The organism is Mesorhizobium sp. M4B.F.Ca.ET.203.01.1.1, assembly GCF_004791025.1.
GTDB lineage: Bacteria > Pseudomonadota > Alphaproteobacteria > Rhizobiales > Rhizobiaceae > Mesorhizobium > Mesorhizobium abyssinicae.
Map to the genome: position 1 here is coordinate 91,882 of NZ_SRUO01000009.1, position 15,111 is coordinate 106,992.

22 protein-coding genes are annotated in these 15,111 nt (G+C 64.6%); 9 read left to right on the plus strand and 13 right to left on the minus strand.

Features of this window, described 5'->3' with window-relative positions; translation table 11 throughout:
- Positions 1 to 91: 91 nt before the first annotated feature.
- Entirely contained in the window at positions 92 to 328 is a 237-nt protein-coding gene (locus EN846_RS20060; protein WP_127391929.1) for an Lrp/AsnC ligand binding domain-containing protein, read from the minus strand.
- Positions 329 to 543: 215 nt separating this feature from the next.
- Between EN846_RS20060 and EN846_RS20065 the strand changes: the two genes are divergently transcribed.
- Positions 544 to 963: a DUF4864 domain-containing protein gene (locus tag EN846_RS20065; RefSeq protein ID WP_127285972.1), complete on the plus strand. Its 420-nt coding sequence runs from the start codon at positions 544 to 546 to the stop codon at positions 961 to 963.
- Between the two features lie 5 nt (positions 964 to 968).
- Here the strand turns inward: EN846_RS20065 and tgt are convergent, their stop codons facing one another.
- The 7 genes from tgt to coaD all read right to left on the minus strand — a co-directional run bounded on the left by tgt (position 969) and on the right by coaD (position 5,605).
- Entirely contained in the window at positions 969 to 2,099 is a 1,131-nt protein-coding gene (tgt, locus tag EN846_RS20070) for a tRNA guanosine(34) transglycosylase Tgt (protein WP_127391930.1), read from the minus strand.
- Positions 2,092 to 2,361: a hypothetical protein gene (locus tag EN846_RS20075; protein WP_127391931.1), complete on the minus strand. Its 270-nt coding sequence runs from the start codon at positions 2,359 to 2,361 to the stop codon at positions 2,092 to 2,094. The genes tgt and EN846_RS20075 overlap by 8 nt, the downstream gene beginning before the upstream one ends.
- Complete coding sequence (gene queA / locus EN846_RS20080) at positions 2,351 to 3,439, minus strand: tRNA preQ1(34) S-adenosylmethionine ribosyltransferase-isomerase QueA (protein WP_135860759.1); 1,089 nt, start codon at positions 3,437 to 3,439, stop codon at positions 2,351 to 2,353. Before queA ends, EN846_RS20075 begins: the two co-directional genes overlap by 11 nt.
- Positions 3,439 to 3,888, minus strand: a complete 450-nt coding sequence (locus tag EN846_RS20085; RefSeq protein WP_127285968.1) for a DMT family transporter — start codon at positions 3,886 to 3,888, stop codon at positions 3,439 to 3,441. Before EN846_RS20085 ends, queA begins: the two co-directional genes overlap by 1 nt.
- A gap of 13 nt (positions 3,889 to 3,901) precedes the next feature.
- Complete coding sequence (locus tag EN846_RS20090; protein ID WP_127285967.1) at positions 3,902 to 4,414, minus strand: peptidylprolyl isomerase; 513 nt, start codon at positions 4,412 to 4,414, stop codon at positions 3,902 to 3,904.
- Between the two features lie 27 nt (positions 4,415 to 4,441).
- A complete protein-coding gene (locus EN846_RS20095; RefSeq protein ID WP_127391932.1) occupies positions 4,442 to 5,029 on the minus strand; it encodes a peptidylprolyl isomerase in 588 nt (195 codons plus the stop codon).
- Between the two features lie 75 nt (positions 5,030 to 5,104).
- Entirely contained in the window at positions 5,105 to 5,605 is a 501-nt protein-coding gene (gene coaD / locus EN846_RS20100) for a pantetheine-phosphate adenylyltransferase (protein WP_126054740.1), read from the minus strand.
- A 192-nt stretch (positions 5,606 to 5,797) separates the two neighbouring features.
- On the opposite strand from coaD, the gene EN846_RS20105 reads away from it, so the two are divergent.
- Positions 5,798 to 5,941, plus strand: a complete 144-nt coding sequence (locus EN846_RS20105) for a hypothetical protein (RefSeq protein WP_127285636.1) — start codon at positions 5,798 to 5,800, stop codon at positions 5,939 to 5,941.
- Between the two features lie 71 nt (positions 5,942 to 6,012).
- Here EN846_RS20105 and gyrA read toward each other — a convergent pair whose 3' ends face one another.
- Both gyrA and EN846_RS20115 read right to left on the minus strand, forming a co-directional pair.
- Positions 6,013 to 8,799: a DNA gyrase subunit A gene (gene gyrA / locus EN846_RS20110; protein WP_127391933.1), complete on the minus strand. Its 2,787-nt coding sequence runs from the start codon at positions 8,797 to 8,799 to the stop codon at positions 6,013 to 6,015.
- Between the two features lie 243 nt (positions 8,800 to 9,042).
- A complete protein-coding gene (locus EN846_RS20115) occupies positions 9,043 to 9,873 on the minus strand; it encodes an AraC family transcriptional regulator (RefSeq protein ID WP_127391934.1) in 831 nt (276 codons plus the stop codon).
- An 86-nt stretch (positions 9,874 to 9,959) separates the two neighbouring features.
- Between EN846_RS20115 and EN846_RS20120 the strand changes: the two genes are divergently transcribed.
- The 3 genes from EN846_RS20120 to EN846_RS20130 all read left to right on the plus strand — a co-directional run bounded on the left by EN846_RS20120 (position 9,960) and on the right by EN846_RS20130 (position 11,623).
- Positions 9,960 to 10,490 (plus strand): hypothetical protein, encoded by a 531-nt coding sequence (locus EN846_RS20120; RefSeq protein WP_127391935.1) that lies wholly within the window; start codon positions 9,960 to 9,962, stop codon positions 10,488 to 10,490.
- 32 nt (positions 10,491 to 10,522) lie between these two features.
- On the plus strand, positions 10,523 to 10,900 hold the full coding sequence (locus EN846_RS20125; protein ID WP_127391936.1) for a VOC family protein: 378 nt from the start codon (positions 10,523 to 10,525) through the stop codon (positions 10,898 to 10,900).
- A gap of 93 nt (positions 10,901 to 10,993) precedes the next feature.
- A complete protein-coding gene (locus EN846_RS20130) occupies positions 10,994 to 11,623 on the plus strand; it encodes a MarC family protein (protein ID WP_135859266.1) in 630 nt (209 codons plus the stop codon).
- A gap of 21 nt (positions 11,624 to 11,644) precedes the next feature.
- On the opposite strand, the gene EN846_RS20135 is transcribed toward EN846_RS20130, so the two are convergent.
- The 3 genes from EN846_RS20135 to ssb are packed head-to-tail and all read right to left on the minus strand — an operon-like array spanning position 11,645 to position 13,060.
- Positions 11,645 to 12,070 carry an OsmC family protein gene (locus tag EN846_RS20135; protein ID WP_127394362.1) on the minus strand — a complete coding sequence of 142 codons (426 nt, stop codon included), beginning with the start codon at positions 12,068 to 12,070 and terminating at the stop codon, positions 11,645 to 11,647.
- 30 nt (positions 12,071 to 12,100) lie between these two features.
- The gene (locus EN846_RS20140) at positions 12,101 to 12,499 is read right to left on the minus strand and encodes a DUF2306 domain-containing protein (RefSeq protein ID WP_127285643.1); all 399 of its coding nucleotides are present in this window, start codon (positions 12,497 to 12,499) and stop codon (positions 12,101 to 12,103) included.
- Between the two features lie 36 nt (positions 12,500 to 12,535).
- Positions 12,536 to 13,060, minus strand: coding sequence for a single-stranded DNA-binding protein (gene ssb / locus EN846_RS20145; RefSeq protein ID WP_127285644.1), 525 nt, complete (start codon positions 13,058 to 13,060; stop codon positions 12,536 to 12,538).
- A gap of 209 nt (positions 13,061 to 13,269) precedes the next feature.
- Between ssb and EN846_RS20150 the strand changes: the two genes are divergently transcribed.
- The 4 genes from EN846_RS20150 to EN846_RS20165 are packed head-to-tail and all read left to right on the plus strand — an operon-like array spanning position 13,270 to position 15,100.
- Positions 13,270 to 13,659 (plus strand): cupin domain-containing protein, encoded by a 390-nt coding sequence (locus EN846_RS20150; protein ID WP_348627108.1) that lies wholly within the window; start codon positions 13,270 to 13,272, stop codon positions 13,657 to 13,659.
- 43 nt (positions 13,660 to 13,702) lie between these two features.
- Positions 13,703 to 14,017 carry a metalloregulator ArsR/SmtB family transcription factor gene (locus EN846_RS20155; RefSeq protein WP_127285645.1) on the plus strand — a complete coding sequence of 105 codons (315 nt, stop codon included), beginning with the start codon at positions 13,703 to 13,705 and terminating at the stop codon, positions 14,015 to 14,017.
- Entirely contained in the window at positions 14,014 to 14,478 is a 465-nt protein-coding gene (locus EN846_RS20160; protein WP_127285646.1) for an SRPBCC domain-containing protein, read from the plus strand. The genes EN846_RS20155 and EN846_RS20160 overlap by 4 nt, the downstream gene beginning before the upstream one ends.
- Before the next feature lie 16 nt (positions 14,479 to 14,494).
- Positions 14,495 to 15,100, plus strand: a complete 606-nt coding sequence (locus tag EN846_RS20165; protein WP_127285647.1) for an ATP-dependent Clp protease proteolytic subunit — start codon at positions 14,495 to 14,497, stop codon at positions 15,098 to 15,100.
- Positions 15,101 to 15,111 lie beyond the last annotated feature (11 nt).

A 15,111-nucleotide genomic window follows, 5' to 3' on the forward strand; every position in this document is an offset into this window, starting at 1 on the left:
GTCGTTATGTCAGGACTGCCCAAGATTAAGGCAGGGCCGACGGGACCGGGTCAGGCTTTGCCTTGCTCCCGGGCAAACGACAAAAGGCGACTCAGAAGGCGCGGAAGGTCACGATGGTGAAGGTGTCCTTGATGCCGGGCAGAATCTGCACCTTCTCGTTGATGAAGTGGCCGACATCCTGGTCGTCCTCGACATAGAATTTGGCGAGCAGGTCGTAATTGCCGGCAGTCGAGTAGATTTCCGAGGCGATCTCGGCATCGGCAAGCGCGCTGGCGACCTCATAGGCCTTGCCGAGATCGCACTTAATCTGCACGAAAAATGCCTTCATTGCCCGGTCCTGCCTAGCCTGTGAGCGAATAAGCGGCCCTTTTGGCAGACTGCCGCCCGGCTTTCAAGCATCAGCCGGCCATGCGCAACAGTTGGCTGCTCGGCAGCGCCGAATGGCTGATGCTTGCGAGCTGCTGAAACCACCAAGCGATGCCATGCGTATGTTAGGATGCATCTTCGGACTGCGATTTCCCCCGGGGACAACGGAGACAGGCCATGCGCCGCTCATTATTCGCATTCGCAATCATTCCATTCCTGTTCATGTCCTCGGCCTTCGCCGGCGACGCCGAGATCAAGGCGGCGCAGACGGTCATCGACAGCCAGCTGAAAGCCTTCGTCGCCAATGACGGCGCCAAGGCCTACAGTTTCGCCGCGCCGAACGTGAAACGCGTCTTCCCGACCGTCGACATGTTCATGAACATGGTGACCAACGGCTACGCGCCGGTGCGCAAGCCGCAAAGCTATGCCTTCGGCAAGGTCGAGCAGACGGGCCCGACCTCGATCATCCAGCAGGTGATGATCGTCGGGCCCGACGGCAAGGACTACGAGGCGGTCTACACGCTGGAGCAGCAGCCTGACGGCAGCTTTCAGATCACCGGCTGCAGCCTGCGGGCGTCGACGTCGCTGAGCACCTGATCCGGTCAGACGACCGGAATATCGCCGCGGGCCCAGCCCTCGGAAATCTCGGCCGCCTGCGCCTCGAAGGCGCCGGCCTGGATGGCGGTGCGGATATCCTGCATCAGTTTCTGGTAGTAGGACAGGTTGTTCCAGGTGAGCAGCATCGCCCCCAGCGATTCCTGCGAACGCACCAGGTGGTGCAGATAGGCGCGCGAATAGTCGCGCGCGGCCGGGCAATCGCTCTCTTCGTCCAGCGGGCGCGGATCGTCGGCATGGCGGGCGTTGCGCAGGTTGACCTTGCCGCGGCGCGTGTAGGCGAGGCCATGGCGACCGGCGCGGGTCGGCATCACGCAGTCGACCATGTCGATACCGCGAGCCACCGATTTCAAGATGTCGTCCGGCGTGCCGACGCCCATCAGATAGCGCGGCTTGTCGGCCGGCAGTTCGGGACAGGTGATGTCGAGCATCTCCAGCATCACCGCTTGCGGCTCGCCGACCGCCAGCCCGCCGACGGCATATCCTTTCAGATCCATCGCGTTCAGGGCTTGCGCCGAGCGCACGCGCAAATCGGCAATATCGCCGCCCTGGACAATACCGAACATCGCCTTGCCCGGCTGGTCGCCGAAGGCCGTCTTGCAGCGCTCGGCCCAACGCAGCGACAGTTCCATGGCGCGCTCGATCTCCTTCGGCTTGGCCGGCAGTGCCGTGCATTCGTCGAGCTGCATCTGGATATCGGAATCGAGCAGGCCCTGGATCTCGATCGATCGCTCTGGCGACATCTCGTAGGGCGCGCCGTCGATATGCGAGCGGAAGGTGACGCCCCTCTCCGAGAGCTTCCTTAGCTTGGACAGCGACATCACCTGGAAGCCGCCGCTGTCGGTGAGGATGGGATGCGGCCAGCGCGCGAATTCATGCAGGCCGCCAAGCTTCGCCACGCGCTCGGCGCCGGGCCGCAGCATCAAATGATAGGTGTTGCCGAGGATGATGTCGGCGCCGACGCCGCGCACCTGGTCCATATACATGGCCTTGACGGTGCCGCCGGTGCCGACCGGCATGAAGGCCGGCGTGCGGATCTCGCCGCGCGGCATCGATATCACGCCGCGCCGCGCCTTGCCGTCGGTGGCAAGCAGCTTGAAGGAGAAAGCCTCAGCCATTGAAGTCCTTGTCGTGCACAGGCGCGCCGGGTGCCTGCTCGTCGAGCGACTGCCGGTAGCGGATGCAGCCGCGCATGAATTTTTCCCAGGGCGGCACCGCGATGGCAGGTTCGGTCTGTTCCGGCAGCAGGGCCCAGAGGTCGGGGTGATGCCAGCAGAGATCGTGGCCGGTGGAGTCGCGATGGGTGCGAATCCCGGCGCGCAATTTCTTCACCTCCGCGACCAGCGCGTCGCGGTCCATGTGTTCCAGATCATCGTCCATCGCTCGTCTCCGCTCGGTAAAGCAAGCTGGCGTCTCCGTAGGAGTAGAACCTGTAGCCGCTGTCGATGGCATGCGCATAGGCCGCGCGCATCGTCTCCAGCCCGCTGAAGGCCGAGACCAGCATGAACAGCGTCGAGCGCGGCAGATGGAAATTGGTCATCAACAGGTCGGCGGTGCGGAAGCGGTAGCCGGGTGTGATGAAGATATCGGTCGGGCCCGACCATGCGGCGAGTTTGCCGTCTTCTCTGGCGGCGCTCTCCAGCAGGCGCAGCGACGTCGTGCCGACGGCGACGATCCGCCCTCCCCGCGTCCTTGCCGCGTTGAGCGCTTCGGCGGTCTCGGCGCTGACAGAGCCGGTCTCGGCATGCATCTTGTGGTCGGCGGTGTCGTCTGCCTTGACCGGCAGGAAGGTGCCGGCGCCGACATGCAGCGTGACGAAGCGGCGTTCCACCCCCTTGGCGTCGAGAGCGGCAAACAGCTCGGGCGTGAAATGCAGCCCGGCGGTGGGCGCTGCGACCGCGCCCTCCTCCCTGGCGTAGATGGTCTGGTAGTCGCTGCGGTCGCGCTCGTCGTCGTCGCGCTTGGAGGCGATGTAGGGCGGCAGCGGGATGTGGCCGACGGCGTGCAGCGCCTCGTCGAGGAACGGGCCGGAGAGATCGAAGCCGAGCAGAACCTCGCCGGCCTCGCCCTTCTCGATCACCGTGGCGTCGAGCTGGCCGAGGAAGCAGGAATTGGCGTCATGGCCGAAATGGATGCGGTCTCCGGCACTGATGCGCTTGCCAGGCCGCATGAAGGCCTGCCAGCGGTCGGGCGCCACCCGCATGTGCAGCGTCGCCTCGACCTGCGCCTGTGCCTCGCCGCGCCTGCGAATGCCCTTGAGCTGCGCCGGAATGACCTTGGTGTCGTTGAAGACGAGCACGTCGCCGTCGCCGAGCAGCGACGGCAGGTCGCGCACCGTACGGTCGGCCAGCCCTTCCCCCGGCCTGACGACCAGCATCCTGGCGCTGTCGCGCGGCTCGGCGGGGCGCAGCGCGATGCACGCTTCCGGCAGGTCGAAGTCGAAGAGGTCGACGCGCATCAGAAGAGCCGGATGAGCAGCGCTCCGGCGAGCAGCAACACGGCGCCGGCAATGCGGCCGAGCGAGATCTCGCGCACCGCCACGCCGAGGAAGCCGGCACGGTCGATGAGCATGCCGGCCAGCAGCTGGCCGGCGACCAGGAACGCCATCAGCGCGGCGGCGCCGATGCGCGGCGTGAGAATGGTCGAGAGCGTGACGTAGAAGCCGCCGAGCATGCCGCCGGCGATGAACAGCCATGGCGCCGGCGCCTTCCAGTCGAGCGAAATGCCCTGCAGCTTCACCACGACGACAGCGATGACGCCGAGCACGACCGCGCCCGACAGGAAGGAGAACGCAGCCGCCGCGACCGGGAGCCCCAGGCCGCGCGCCAGCTGCGAATTGATGGGCGCCTGAACGGCGATGAAGGCGCCGGACAGGATGCCAAGCAGGGACCAGACGGCGCCCATCATCGTTATGCCGCCTTTACTTGACGTCGGCCGCGACCTTCAGCGACACGATCTTGTCGGGGTCCTGCACCGGCTCGCCGCGCTTGATCTTGTCGACATTGTCCATGCCTTCGAGGACCTGGCCCCAAACCGTGTACTGGCGGTTGAGGAAGGAGGCGTCATCGAAGCAGATGAAGAACTGCGAGTTCGCCGAATTCGGGTTCTGGGCGCGCGCCATCGAGCACGTGCCGCGGCCATGGTTGGCGTTGGAGAACTCGGCCTTCAGGTCCGGCTTGTCGGAACCGCCCATGCCCGCGCGCGAAGGCGCGAAAGAGGGCTTGCTCGAATTGCCGAACTTGACGTCGCCGGTCTGCGCCATGAAGCCGTCGATGACGCGGTGGAAGACAACGCCGTCATAGGCGCCTTCGCGCGCCAGCTCCTTGATGCGGGCGACATGGCCGGGCGCCAGGTCGGGGAACAGTTCGATGACGACCTGGCCCTTGGTCGTTTCCATGATGAGGGCGTTCTCGCGGTCCTTGATCTCAGCCATGTCAGATATCCTTTTGAAAAAACAGATTTACTTGTCGGTGGCGATGCGCACTTTGATCATCCGGTCAGGATCGCTGACGGTCCCGTTGTCCGCCTCGTCGCCCTTCTTGATGTTGTCGACCAGCTCCATGCCGCTGACGACATTGCCGACGATGGTGTACTGGCCATCGAGCGACGACGCCGGCGCGAACATGATGAAGAACTGCGAATTCGCCGAATTCGGATCCTGCGAACGGGCCATGCCGACCACGCCGCGCTTGTAGTGCTCGGTCTGCGAGAATTCGGCCGGCAGGTCCGGCAGGTCGGAACCGCCGGTGCCGACGGCCTGGGGGTTGAAGCCCTTCTTCATGTTGCCGAACTTGACGTCGCCGGTCTGCGCCATGAAGCCGTCGATGACGCGGTGAAAGGCGACATTGTCATAGGCGCCCTCGCGCACCAGCTTCTTGATCTGCGCGACGTGCTTGGGCGCCAGATCGGGGCGCAGCGCGACGGTCACGTCGCCATCCTTCAGCGTGATGATCATGGTGTTTTCGGGATCGGCGGCGAAGGCCGAGACCGAGGCGGTCACGAGACCGGCCAGCACGACAAGGAACGTAGCGAGCTTCCTCAGCTGCATGGTATTTCTCCGAAGATCTTTTGTTTGGTGCATGTCGTCACCCCAAAACCGGCATCCACTTTTGGGCGACATGCACTATTTCGCGAATTTTGCTGTCAGCGCCCCGGCGACGGCCGCCGGCACGAAGGGGCGGATGTCGCCTCCCATCGAGGCTATCTGGCGGACAAGTGTGGCGGTAATGGTTCTGACCGACGGGCTGGCGGGCAGAAAAACCGTCTGCAGTTCCGGCGCCATGGTCTCGTTCATGCCGGCCATCTGCATCTCGTAGTCGAGATCGGTGCCGTCGCGCAGGCCGCGGATCATGATCGAGGCGCCCTCCCGCCTTGCCGCGTCGATGACCAGACCGTCGAACGCCACGACCTTGATGCGGGCACCGTCGCGGCCGAACTCGGCCTTGGTCGCCGCCTCGATCAGCTTCACCCGTTCCTCGAAGGAAAACAGTGGCTTCTTGCCGGGATGAATGCCGATCGCCGCATAAACGATGTCGGCCACGGCGAGCGAGGCCTTCAGCACATCGAGGTGGCCGTTGGTCAGCGGGTCGAAGGAGCCGGCGTAAAGGGCGATGCGTTCGGTCATGGCAGGCTTCTAGCGGGCGCGCGGACGGAAGGCAAATCCGATTGATCAGGCATCCGTGAACCTTTTCGCAGACGTGAACGACAGATGAATGCGACGATCAGCAACGTTTCACGTAGCGTTCACTAGGTTGCCGCTTCAGGAGATGAAACCAAAGTCCCATCTATCCGTTATTAGGCGCAGGAGAACACGCACATGCTGATCTACATGCTAGCCACCGCAATGACAGTCGCCATGCTGATCGCCACCGCGTTCGGCCTGCATCAGGAAGCCGTGCGCGTTCGCGCCAAGACGAACACGCGGCGCTTCGAAGCCCGCAAACCCTACCGCCACTACTGAATTCGACCCGCCTGATTGCGGCGACAGTCCTGATTGCGCCGGCCGTCTGGCCGGCGTTGCCGTTTTAAGGCCTATTCGGCGGTATCGGGAGCGGCGTCCGTGGCGTCCGTCTCGCCTTCGGCGCTCTCTTCCTCGTCCGATTGCGGTTCTGAAATCCGCTCCACCGAGACGACCTTCTCGCCCTCGGCCGTGTTGAAGATGGTGACGCCCTTGGTGGCGCGGCTGGCAAAACGGATGCCGAAGACCGGAACGCGTATGACCGTGCCGCCATCCGAAACCAGCATGATCTGGTCATCATTGCCGACCGGGAAGGTCGCCACGAGCTGGCCGATCTCGGCCACCTTCGACACGTCGGTGGCGCGGATGCCCTTGCCGCCGCGCCCGGTCAGGCGGAAGTCGTAGGACGACGACCGCTTGCCATAGCCATATTCCGTCACCGTCAGCACGAAGCGCTCGTGCTCCTTGAGGAATTCGTAGCGTTCGTCGGAAAGCTCCGCCTCCTCGCCGATCTCCTCGTTGGTCAGCGCGATCTCTTCTTCCTCGCCGGCCACACCGGCTGCAAGCCGCCGCTCCGCCGCCGCCCGCTTGAGATAGGCGGCGCGCTCGGCCGGCGATGCGTCGACATTCTCAATCACCGACATGGAGATGACGCGGTCGGTGTCGGCCATGGCAATGCCGCGCACGCCGACAGAATTGCGGCTCTGGAAGACGCGCACGTCGCTGACCGGAAAGCGGATGCACTGGCCCGAATTCGCGGTCAAAAGCACATCGTCATTGTCGGTGCAGGTCTCGACGCCGAGGATCTCGTCGCCCTCCTCCTCCAGCTTCATGGCGATCTTGCCGTTGCGGTTGACCTGGACGAAGTCGGACAGCTTGTTCCTGCGCACGGTGCCGCGCGTGGTGGCGAACATCACGTCGAGCTCGCCCCAGCTCGCCTCGTCCTCGGGCAGCGGCATGATGGTGGTGATGCGCTCGCCCTGCTCCAGCGGCAGCATGTTGATCAGCGCCTTGCCGCGCGACTGTGGGTTGCCGATCGGCAGGCGCCACACCTTTTCCTTGTAGACGATGCCGCGCGAGGAGAAGAACAGCACCGGGGTGTGCGTGTTGGCGACGAACAGCCGGGTGACGAAATCCTCGTCCTTGGTCGACATGCCGGAGCGGCCCTTGCCGCCGCGGCGCTGCGCCCGGTAGAGCGACAGCGGCACGCGCTTGATGTAGCCGGAATGGCTGACGGTGACGACCATGTCCTCGCGCTGGATCAGGTCCTCGTCTTCCATGTCCGCGCCGCCGTCCGAGAGCTCGGTGCGGCGCGGTGTGCCGAACTCGTCGCGAACCGCGATCAGCTCGTCCTTGACGATCTGCTGGATGCGTGCGCGAGACGACAAAATATCAAGATAATCAATGATTTCCGCACCAATCGTGTTCAACTCGTCGGCGATCTCGTCACGACCGAGCGCGGTCAGGCGCTGCAGGCGCAATTCGAGGATGGCGCGTGCCTGTTCCTCGGAGAGGTTGTAGGTGCCGTCCTCGTTGATGCGATGGCGTGGGTCGTCGATCAGCAGGATCAACGACTCGACGTCGCCGGAGGGCCAGCGCCGCTCCATCAACTGCTCGCGCGCCGTCTGCGGATCGGGCGCGGTGCGGATCAGCTTGATCACCTCGTCGATGTTGGCGACGGCGATGGCCAAGCCGACCAGGACGTGGGCGCGTTCGCGCGCCTTGCGCAACAGATACTTGGTGCGGCGGCTGATCACCTCCTCGCGGAAGCTGACGAAGGCCTTCAGCATGTCGATCAGCGTCATCACTTCCGGCTTGCCGCCGTTCAGCGCCACCATGTTGGCGCCGAAGGAGGTCTGCAGCGGCGTGAAGCGATAGAGCTGGTTGAGGATGACGTCGGCGACGGCGTCGCGCTTCAGCTCGACGACGACGCGGTAGCCCTGGCGGTCGCTCTCGTCGCGAATGTCGGAAATGCCTTCGATGCGCTTGTCGCGCACCAGCTCGGCCATCTTCTCGATCATCGAGGCCTTGTTCACCTGATAGGGAATCTCGGTGATGACGATCGATTCACGGTCATTGCCGCGGGCCTCGATGTTGACGCGGCCGCGCATGACGATGGAGCCGCGCCCCGTCGAATAGGCGCTGTAGATGCCGGAACGGCCAAGCACGATGCCGCCGGTCGGGAAATCCGGCCCGGGCACGATCTCCATCAGCGCCGGCAGGTCGATGGCCGGATTGTCGATGAGGGCGATGGCGCCGTTGCAGACTTCGCCGAGATTGTGCGGCGGGATGTTGGTGGCCATGCCGACGGCGATGCCGCCGGAACCGTTGACCAGCAGATTGGGAAAGCGCGCCGGCAGCACCTTCGGCTCGCTGCCCGACGCATCGTAAGTGTCCTGGAAATCGACGGTTTCCTTGTCGATATCCTCCAGCAATTCATGCGCGACCTTGGTCAGACGCGACTCGGTGTAGCGCATGGCCGCCGGCGGATCGCCGTCGATCGAGCCGAAATTGCCCTGCCCGTCGATCAGCGGCACGCGCAGCGACCAGTCCTGCGCCATGCGCACGAGGGCGTCATAGATCGAGGCGTCGCCATGCGGGTGGTATTTACCCATCACATCGGCGACCGGGCGCGCCGACTTCACATATTTGCGGTTCCAGTGGTAGCCGCTCTCATGCGAAGCGTAGAGGATGCGGCGATGCACCGGCTTCAGGCCGTCGCGCACGTCGGGCAGCGCGCGGCTGACGATCACGCTCATGGCGTAATCGAGATAGGAGCGCTGCATCTCCTCGATGATCGAAATCGGCTCGATGCCGTTGGGGCCGCCGTCCGGCCCGCGCGGTGTCTTCTGGTCGGTCAAATCAGGTCACAATCCAGTCGGGAATCACTTGCTGCTTATATAGGAAGCGGCGCCGAAACTCCAATCTTCATGGCGCTTTTCCAGAGACAATTTTGACGGCAATTTCAAAAGGATACCGCTGATTGCGACGATATGGCCACGGCGCGTTTTGCAGCCGCCGCGGCTGGTTCGCAACCGATCGCCTCATCGAGCGGGAACCGCAAATACGCTGAACCGGCCCCGTTGGCGGCCTTGCGGGTGTCCTCAGCGGCGGCCCGTTCGGCCCGCGCGGTAGGCGCCGGGCGCTTCTCCCATCTCGCGCCGGAAGCGGCGGTTGAAAGTCGACAGGTCGTTGAAGCCGGCGTCGAAGGCGATCGTCGAGATCGCCGTGTCGGAGGTTCGCAGCCGCACGGCGGCCCTGTGCAGCCTGGTCCTGAGCAGGAACTGGTAAGGCGTCATCCCGGCCACCTGTCGGAAGGTGCGCAGGAAATGATAGGGGCTGGTCGCCGCGCTGCTGGCGAGGTCGCAGAGCGACAGCGGGCGGCCTGCATCGAGTTCGATCAGCCGCACCGCCTCGGCGACGCGTTTCTGGTCGCGCCGGCCCGGCGCGCGGCCGGCATCGGCGGCATCCGAACTCGCCGTGACCACCGCCCCGGCGATGCGCAGGCCGATTTCCTCGAATGCATCGGTATCGCCTGTCTCCCGCGCGGCCTCCGCTTCAGCAAGCAGCGGCGCGAGCGCCGGCAAGGGCGGCAGGCGCGGGCCGGTGAAGCCAAGCCGCCTGGCGCCAGGCACGCCGGCAACAACGCGTTCCATGTAGGCCGGCGAAAAATGGAAGGAGAGGCAGCGGTCGCCGGCGCCGTGCTCATGCCCGCACTCATAGCAGGTGTCAGGATTGCCGAGCAGGATCGCGCCGGGCGCCAGCATCGCCGTGCCTTCGCGCGTCCGGTAGCGGAAAGTGCCCTCGGTCACCGCGGCGACACAAAAGCCGCGATGCTCCTCCTCGAATGGGCTGTCGCCCGCGCCGGCGGTGCATATGACGTCCGACACCTGCCAGCCTTGCCCGAAGGCAATTTCCTTGTCGCGTGTCGTCATGGCCGGAAAGATAGCAATTTTCCCCAAGCGCAGAACCGTGTCCGGCCGTTATTGCTCGTCCTCTCCTGACAAACGAGGCAGCAGTCATGACCGATCCCTTCACCGAGGCCCTGCACAGCGACGGCCCAAACGCCGACCTAGCCGAAAAGCTGGAGCTCTATGGCCGCTTCGTCGGCGCCTGGACGTTCGACGCCACGCGCCATCTCGAAGATGGCACGGTTCTTACCGGGCGTGGCGAGGTGCATTTCGGCTGGGTTCTGGAGGGCAAGGCGATCCAGGATGTGTGGATCCTGCCCGCGCGCAAAACTGGTGTGCAGACATCCCTCGGCGCGTGGACGTTCTACGGCACGACGCTGCGCGTCTACGATCCCGGGGTCGATGCCTGGCACATCTTCTGGAGCGATCCCCGTAACCAATACTACAGCCGGCAACTCGGCCGCGCCGAGGGCGATACGATCGTGCAGATCGGCGCCGATGGCTCCGGCGCGTCGGTGCGTTGGAGCTTTTCGCGCATCACCGAGAATTCGTTCCGCTGGCTCGGCGAGCGCTCGCCTGACGGCGGCGCCACCTGGCGGCTCGAGGTCGAATTCCTCGCCCGCCGCACGACTCAAGGCTGATCGGCCAACTTATTGCAAAAACGGAGAAAACGATGCTTGACCACATCTCGCTCGGCGTTCGCGACGCGACTGTCTCGAAGCGCTTCTACGATGCCGTGCTGCAACCGCTCGGCTATAGCTGTCTCAGCCAGTCGCCCGGCTCGCTCGGCTATGGCGCCGATGCGGTGGCGCTCTGGGTGAATGAAGCGGCGCGGCCGGTTTCGGCCGACACGGAGTCCGGCCTGCATTTCTGTTTCGCCGCGCCGACGCGCAAGAGCGTCGATGCCTTCCATGCGGCTGCGTTGCGTGAGGGCGGCGGCGACAATGGCCCGCCTGGCCTGCGCGCCGCCTATGGCGACAACTACTATGCCGCCTTCGTCATAGACCCTGACGGGTACCGGCTTGAGGCTTACTGCGGCAAAGCCGAATAGCCGGCTGAAATCCCCTCCTTCCTGTTCCCACCGCTTCCGCTTTGCTCTACCAATTGGCGAGCTTGGGCTTCGCCCGGCAGGAGGGGACCAGCGATGCCGAGCTTCGACAGCCTGTTCAACGCCTTCGTCACCATACTGGTGACCATCGACCCGCCGGGGCTGGCGCCGCTCTTCCTCGCCGTGACGCGCGGCATGAACCGCGAGGAGCGCCAGCAGGTTTCGGTGCGCGCCTCGGTGATCGGCTTTCTGGTGATGGCGCTGTTCGCGGTTGCCGGCGCGTCGATCCTGTCGGTGTTCGGCATCACGCTGCCGGCCTTCCGCGTCGCCGGCGGTTTCCTGCTCTTCTTCATCGCCTTCGAAATGGTGTTCGAGCGCCGGCAGGACCGCAAGGAGAAGATCGGCGACGTCGCCATCACCAAGGATATGATCCACAACATCGCCGCCTTCCCGTTGGCGATCCCGCTGATCGCCGGCCCCGGCGCGATCTCGGCTACGGTGCTGCTGTCGGGACACTTCGACGGGTTCGCGGCGCAGGCGGCGCTGGTCGGCATCATCTTCGTCTGCCTCGCCATCACCTATCTGGTGTTCGTGCTGGCGGAGCGCATCGACCGCATCCTCGGCCAGACCGGCCGCTCCATCCTGACGCGCCTGCTCGGCGTCATCCTAGCGGCGCTGGCGGTGCAGTTTGTCGCCGACGGGATCAAGGCGCTGATGGCTGCTTGAGCCGTACCCTACTGCCTACCCCTATTTCGCCGCCGTATCGACGACCTCGAAATCGTGGGTGACGGTGGCCGTCTTGGCCATCATGGCGGTGGCGGAGCAATATTTTTCGATCGAGAGGTCGATCGCCCGCTTGACCTTGTCATGCGAGAGCCCGCGGCCCTTGACGATGAAATGCATGTGGATGCGGGTGAAGACCCTGGGCTCCTTCTCGGCCCGGTCGGCGTCGAGCTCGACGACGCAATCCTCGATCGCCTCGCGGCCTTTTTCGAGAATGTGGACGACATCGTAGGCCGAGCAGCCGCCGGTGCCGATCAGCACCAGCTCCATCGGGCTCGGCCCCGGCGTTTTGCCCTCCGGGCCGGACGCTGTTCCCAGGACAACCTTGTGGCCGCTGCCGGACTCACCGACGAAGGTGCGTTCCTCGACCCATTTGACGCGTGCTTTCACGGCATTTTTCCTTGCGAGGCCTTGGCCAGCCTATTGACCGAACATGACCGTGTGCATGATCCGGCCAGGCAGCAGCGTGAAGATGCCTGCGCCGATCAAGGCGAAGACATAGAGCTTGATCATAGCGCCGCGATGCGCGGCGACGCGATGGGTGTGCGCATACCACACCGCCAGCGGCGCGGTGACCAGCACCAGGATCGACAGCAGATGGATCGGACTGAACGGGCCGATCAGGCGGATCTGCTGGATCCAGAAACTCGAGACGGCGATGACCAGCATCAGCGCCGCCCAGGCATAGCCCATCACGCGGTGGCTCGGCGTGCCTTTCGGCAGCGCCAGCTGCGCGCCGCCAATCGCCAGGGCGGCAAGGGCCGCGAATGCATGCCACGGAATGGGAGGGGGCGCGGATAGCAATGGTCCGAGCGACATCTCCCCTCCTCAATGCCGGTTGCGTAGTCCTGGCGCTCAGAACGGGATCTCGTCGTCGAGTTCGCGCGACGCACCGCCGCCGCCACCCCTGGAGCCGCCACCACCGCCGCCGCGGCTGAAGCTGTCGTTCGGGCCGGACTGGCCGAAATCCGAGCCGCGGCTGCTGTTGCCGCCACCGGCATAGCTGCCGACCTGGCCGCCGCCCTCGCCGCGCGCGTCGAGCATCTGCAACTCACCGCGGAATTTCTGCAGCACGACCTCGGTCGTGTAGCGGTCATTGCCGGTCTGGTCCTGCCATTTGCGCGTCTGCAACTGGCCCTCGACATAGACCTTCATGCCCTTCTTCAGATACTGCTCGGCCACCTTGGCGATCTGGTCGTTGAAGATGACGACGTTGTGCCACTCGGTCTTTTCCTTGCGCTCGCCGGAATTCTTGTCGCGCCAGCTTTCCGAGGTGGCGATGCGGATGTTGACGACCGGCTCACCCGAGTTCAGGCGGCGGATTTCCGGGTCCGCCCCGAGATTGCCGACCAGAATGACCTTGTTGATGCTACCCGCCATCGTACTTCTCCGCGCTCATCCGAAACAAATTTTTGACGCTGCACCTTACAGCTTGCGGGCAATCGCCGCCCGTCGTGACTGGCTTTTCCCACAAGGTTTTTGTTCTCTTTTCGTTCTAGGATGTGGGCGACGCGCTGTCAATGGTTGTCAGCAGCATGTAGTGTTCCGGCCCGGAATTTCCACGTGATCGGGAATGGATGGAGTGCCAGGTGAATTCGATCGCACATGGGGACCAGCCGCGCGAACAGTGGCGCGCCGGTGTCGAGACACGCATGCACGTCTCGGCCAGAAATGGCGCCGCGCAGCTTTGCATCTTTGAGCAGTGGGTCGAACCCACGGTCGGCGCCCCGACGCATTGGCATTCGGTCGAGGAAGTGCTCACCGTCATCGCCGGCACGGCCGAGATGTGGATCGACGACGAGCACAGCGTGCTCACCGCAGGACAGTCTCTCATCATCCCTGCGCACAGGAAGCACGGCTTCCGCAATGTCGGCAACGAACCGCTTCACATCCATGCGGTGCTCGCTTCGCCGATCTTCGAAGCGACGTTCGACGGGCCGGCCGGACTGGTGAGACGCTGGCTTGCTGACGGTTCGTAAACAGCGCTTGCCAAATCAATAAGTATCGACTTATGCTTCAGCCATGATCGAGGCAGAGATTTTCCGCGCGCTGGCCGACCCGACGCGCCGCGCCGTCTACGAGCGGCTCGCCGCCAGCGAGATGACCGTGTCGGAGCTGCGCACCGGCATGACGGTATCGCAACCGGCGGTTTCCCAGCACCTGGCGGTGCTGCGCGGCGCCGGCCTGGTGGTCGAACGGCGCGCCGGCCGCAACGCCTATTACCGCGCCGACCCGCAAGGTCTCGAGCCGCTGCTCGGCTGGATCGAACGCTACCGCGCGTTCTGGCCGGAACGCATCGAGAAACTGAAGACAGTTCTGAAGGGAATGGACCAATGACGGAACGTCCTCCTGCCGAAGCGCCGCTCGACTTCGAATGCGAGCTTGCCGATCCGCCGGAGAAGGTCTGGCGCGCGCTGACCGAACCGGAACTGCTGGCGGCCTGGATGATGCCGAACGACATCACGCCTGAAGTGGGCAGCCGTTTCGCCTTTGCCGGACCCGAGGCGCCGATCGAATGCGAAGTCCTTGAAGCCGAGCCTGGACGACTGCTGCGCTATTCGTGGCGCGAGCGGCCCGGTGCCGACGATGCAGACAAGCTTCCAGCATTGGACAGCATCGTCACCTTCACGCTTGCCCGCACGGTTTCCGGCGGCACGCATCTGCGCATCGTCCATGACGGCTTCGCCCGCACACCCGCCGTCGTCATGGCTGGCGCCGGCTGCCGGCTCGCTTTCAACGCGCAAGGCGCAGGACGCGCGATCGCGGCGAATGCGCCGCTGTTGCGGCGCGCGGCCTGAGCAAGGGAGAAACGAGATGAGCGGGCTTGCCAATCTGGTGCCGATGGTGATCGAGCAGTCGAGCCGCGGCGAACGCGCCTTCGACATCTTCTCGCGGCTGCTGCGCGAGCGCATCATCTTCATCAACGGAGAGATCAACGACGGCATGTCGGCGCTGGTCTGCGCGCAGCTCCTGTCGCTGGAGTCCGACAATCCCGACAAGGAGATATCGCTCTACATCAACTCGCCTGGCGGGGTGGTGACCAGCGGCTTCGCCATCTACGACACGATGCGCTACATCTCCTGCCCCGTGTCGACCGTGTGCATGGGCTTTGCCGCCTCGATGGCGTCCTTCCTGCTGATGGCGGGCGAGCCGGGGCGCCGCATCGCGCTGCCCAACTCCAGCATCGTGCTGCATCAGCCGCTGGGCGGCTTCCAGGGCCAGGCTTCCGACATCCAGCGTCACGCCGAAGGCATCATGCGCACCAAGCGGCGCATGACCGAGCTCTATGCGCATCATTGCGGCCGGACCTACGAGGAGGTCGAGCGCACGCTCGACCGCGACTATTTCATGACTGCCGAGGAGGCGAAGGCCTGGGGCCTCGTCGACCATGTCTACGACACCCGCAAGAAGGCCGCGTGAAGGAATGCCGG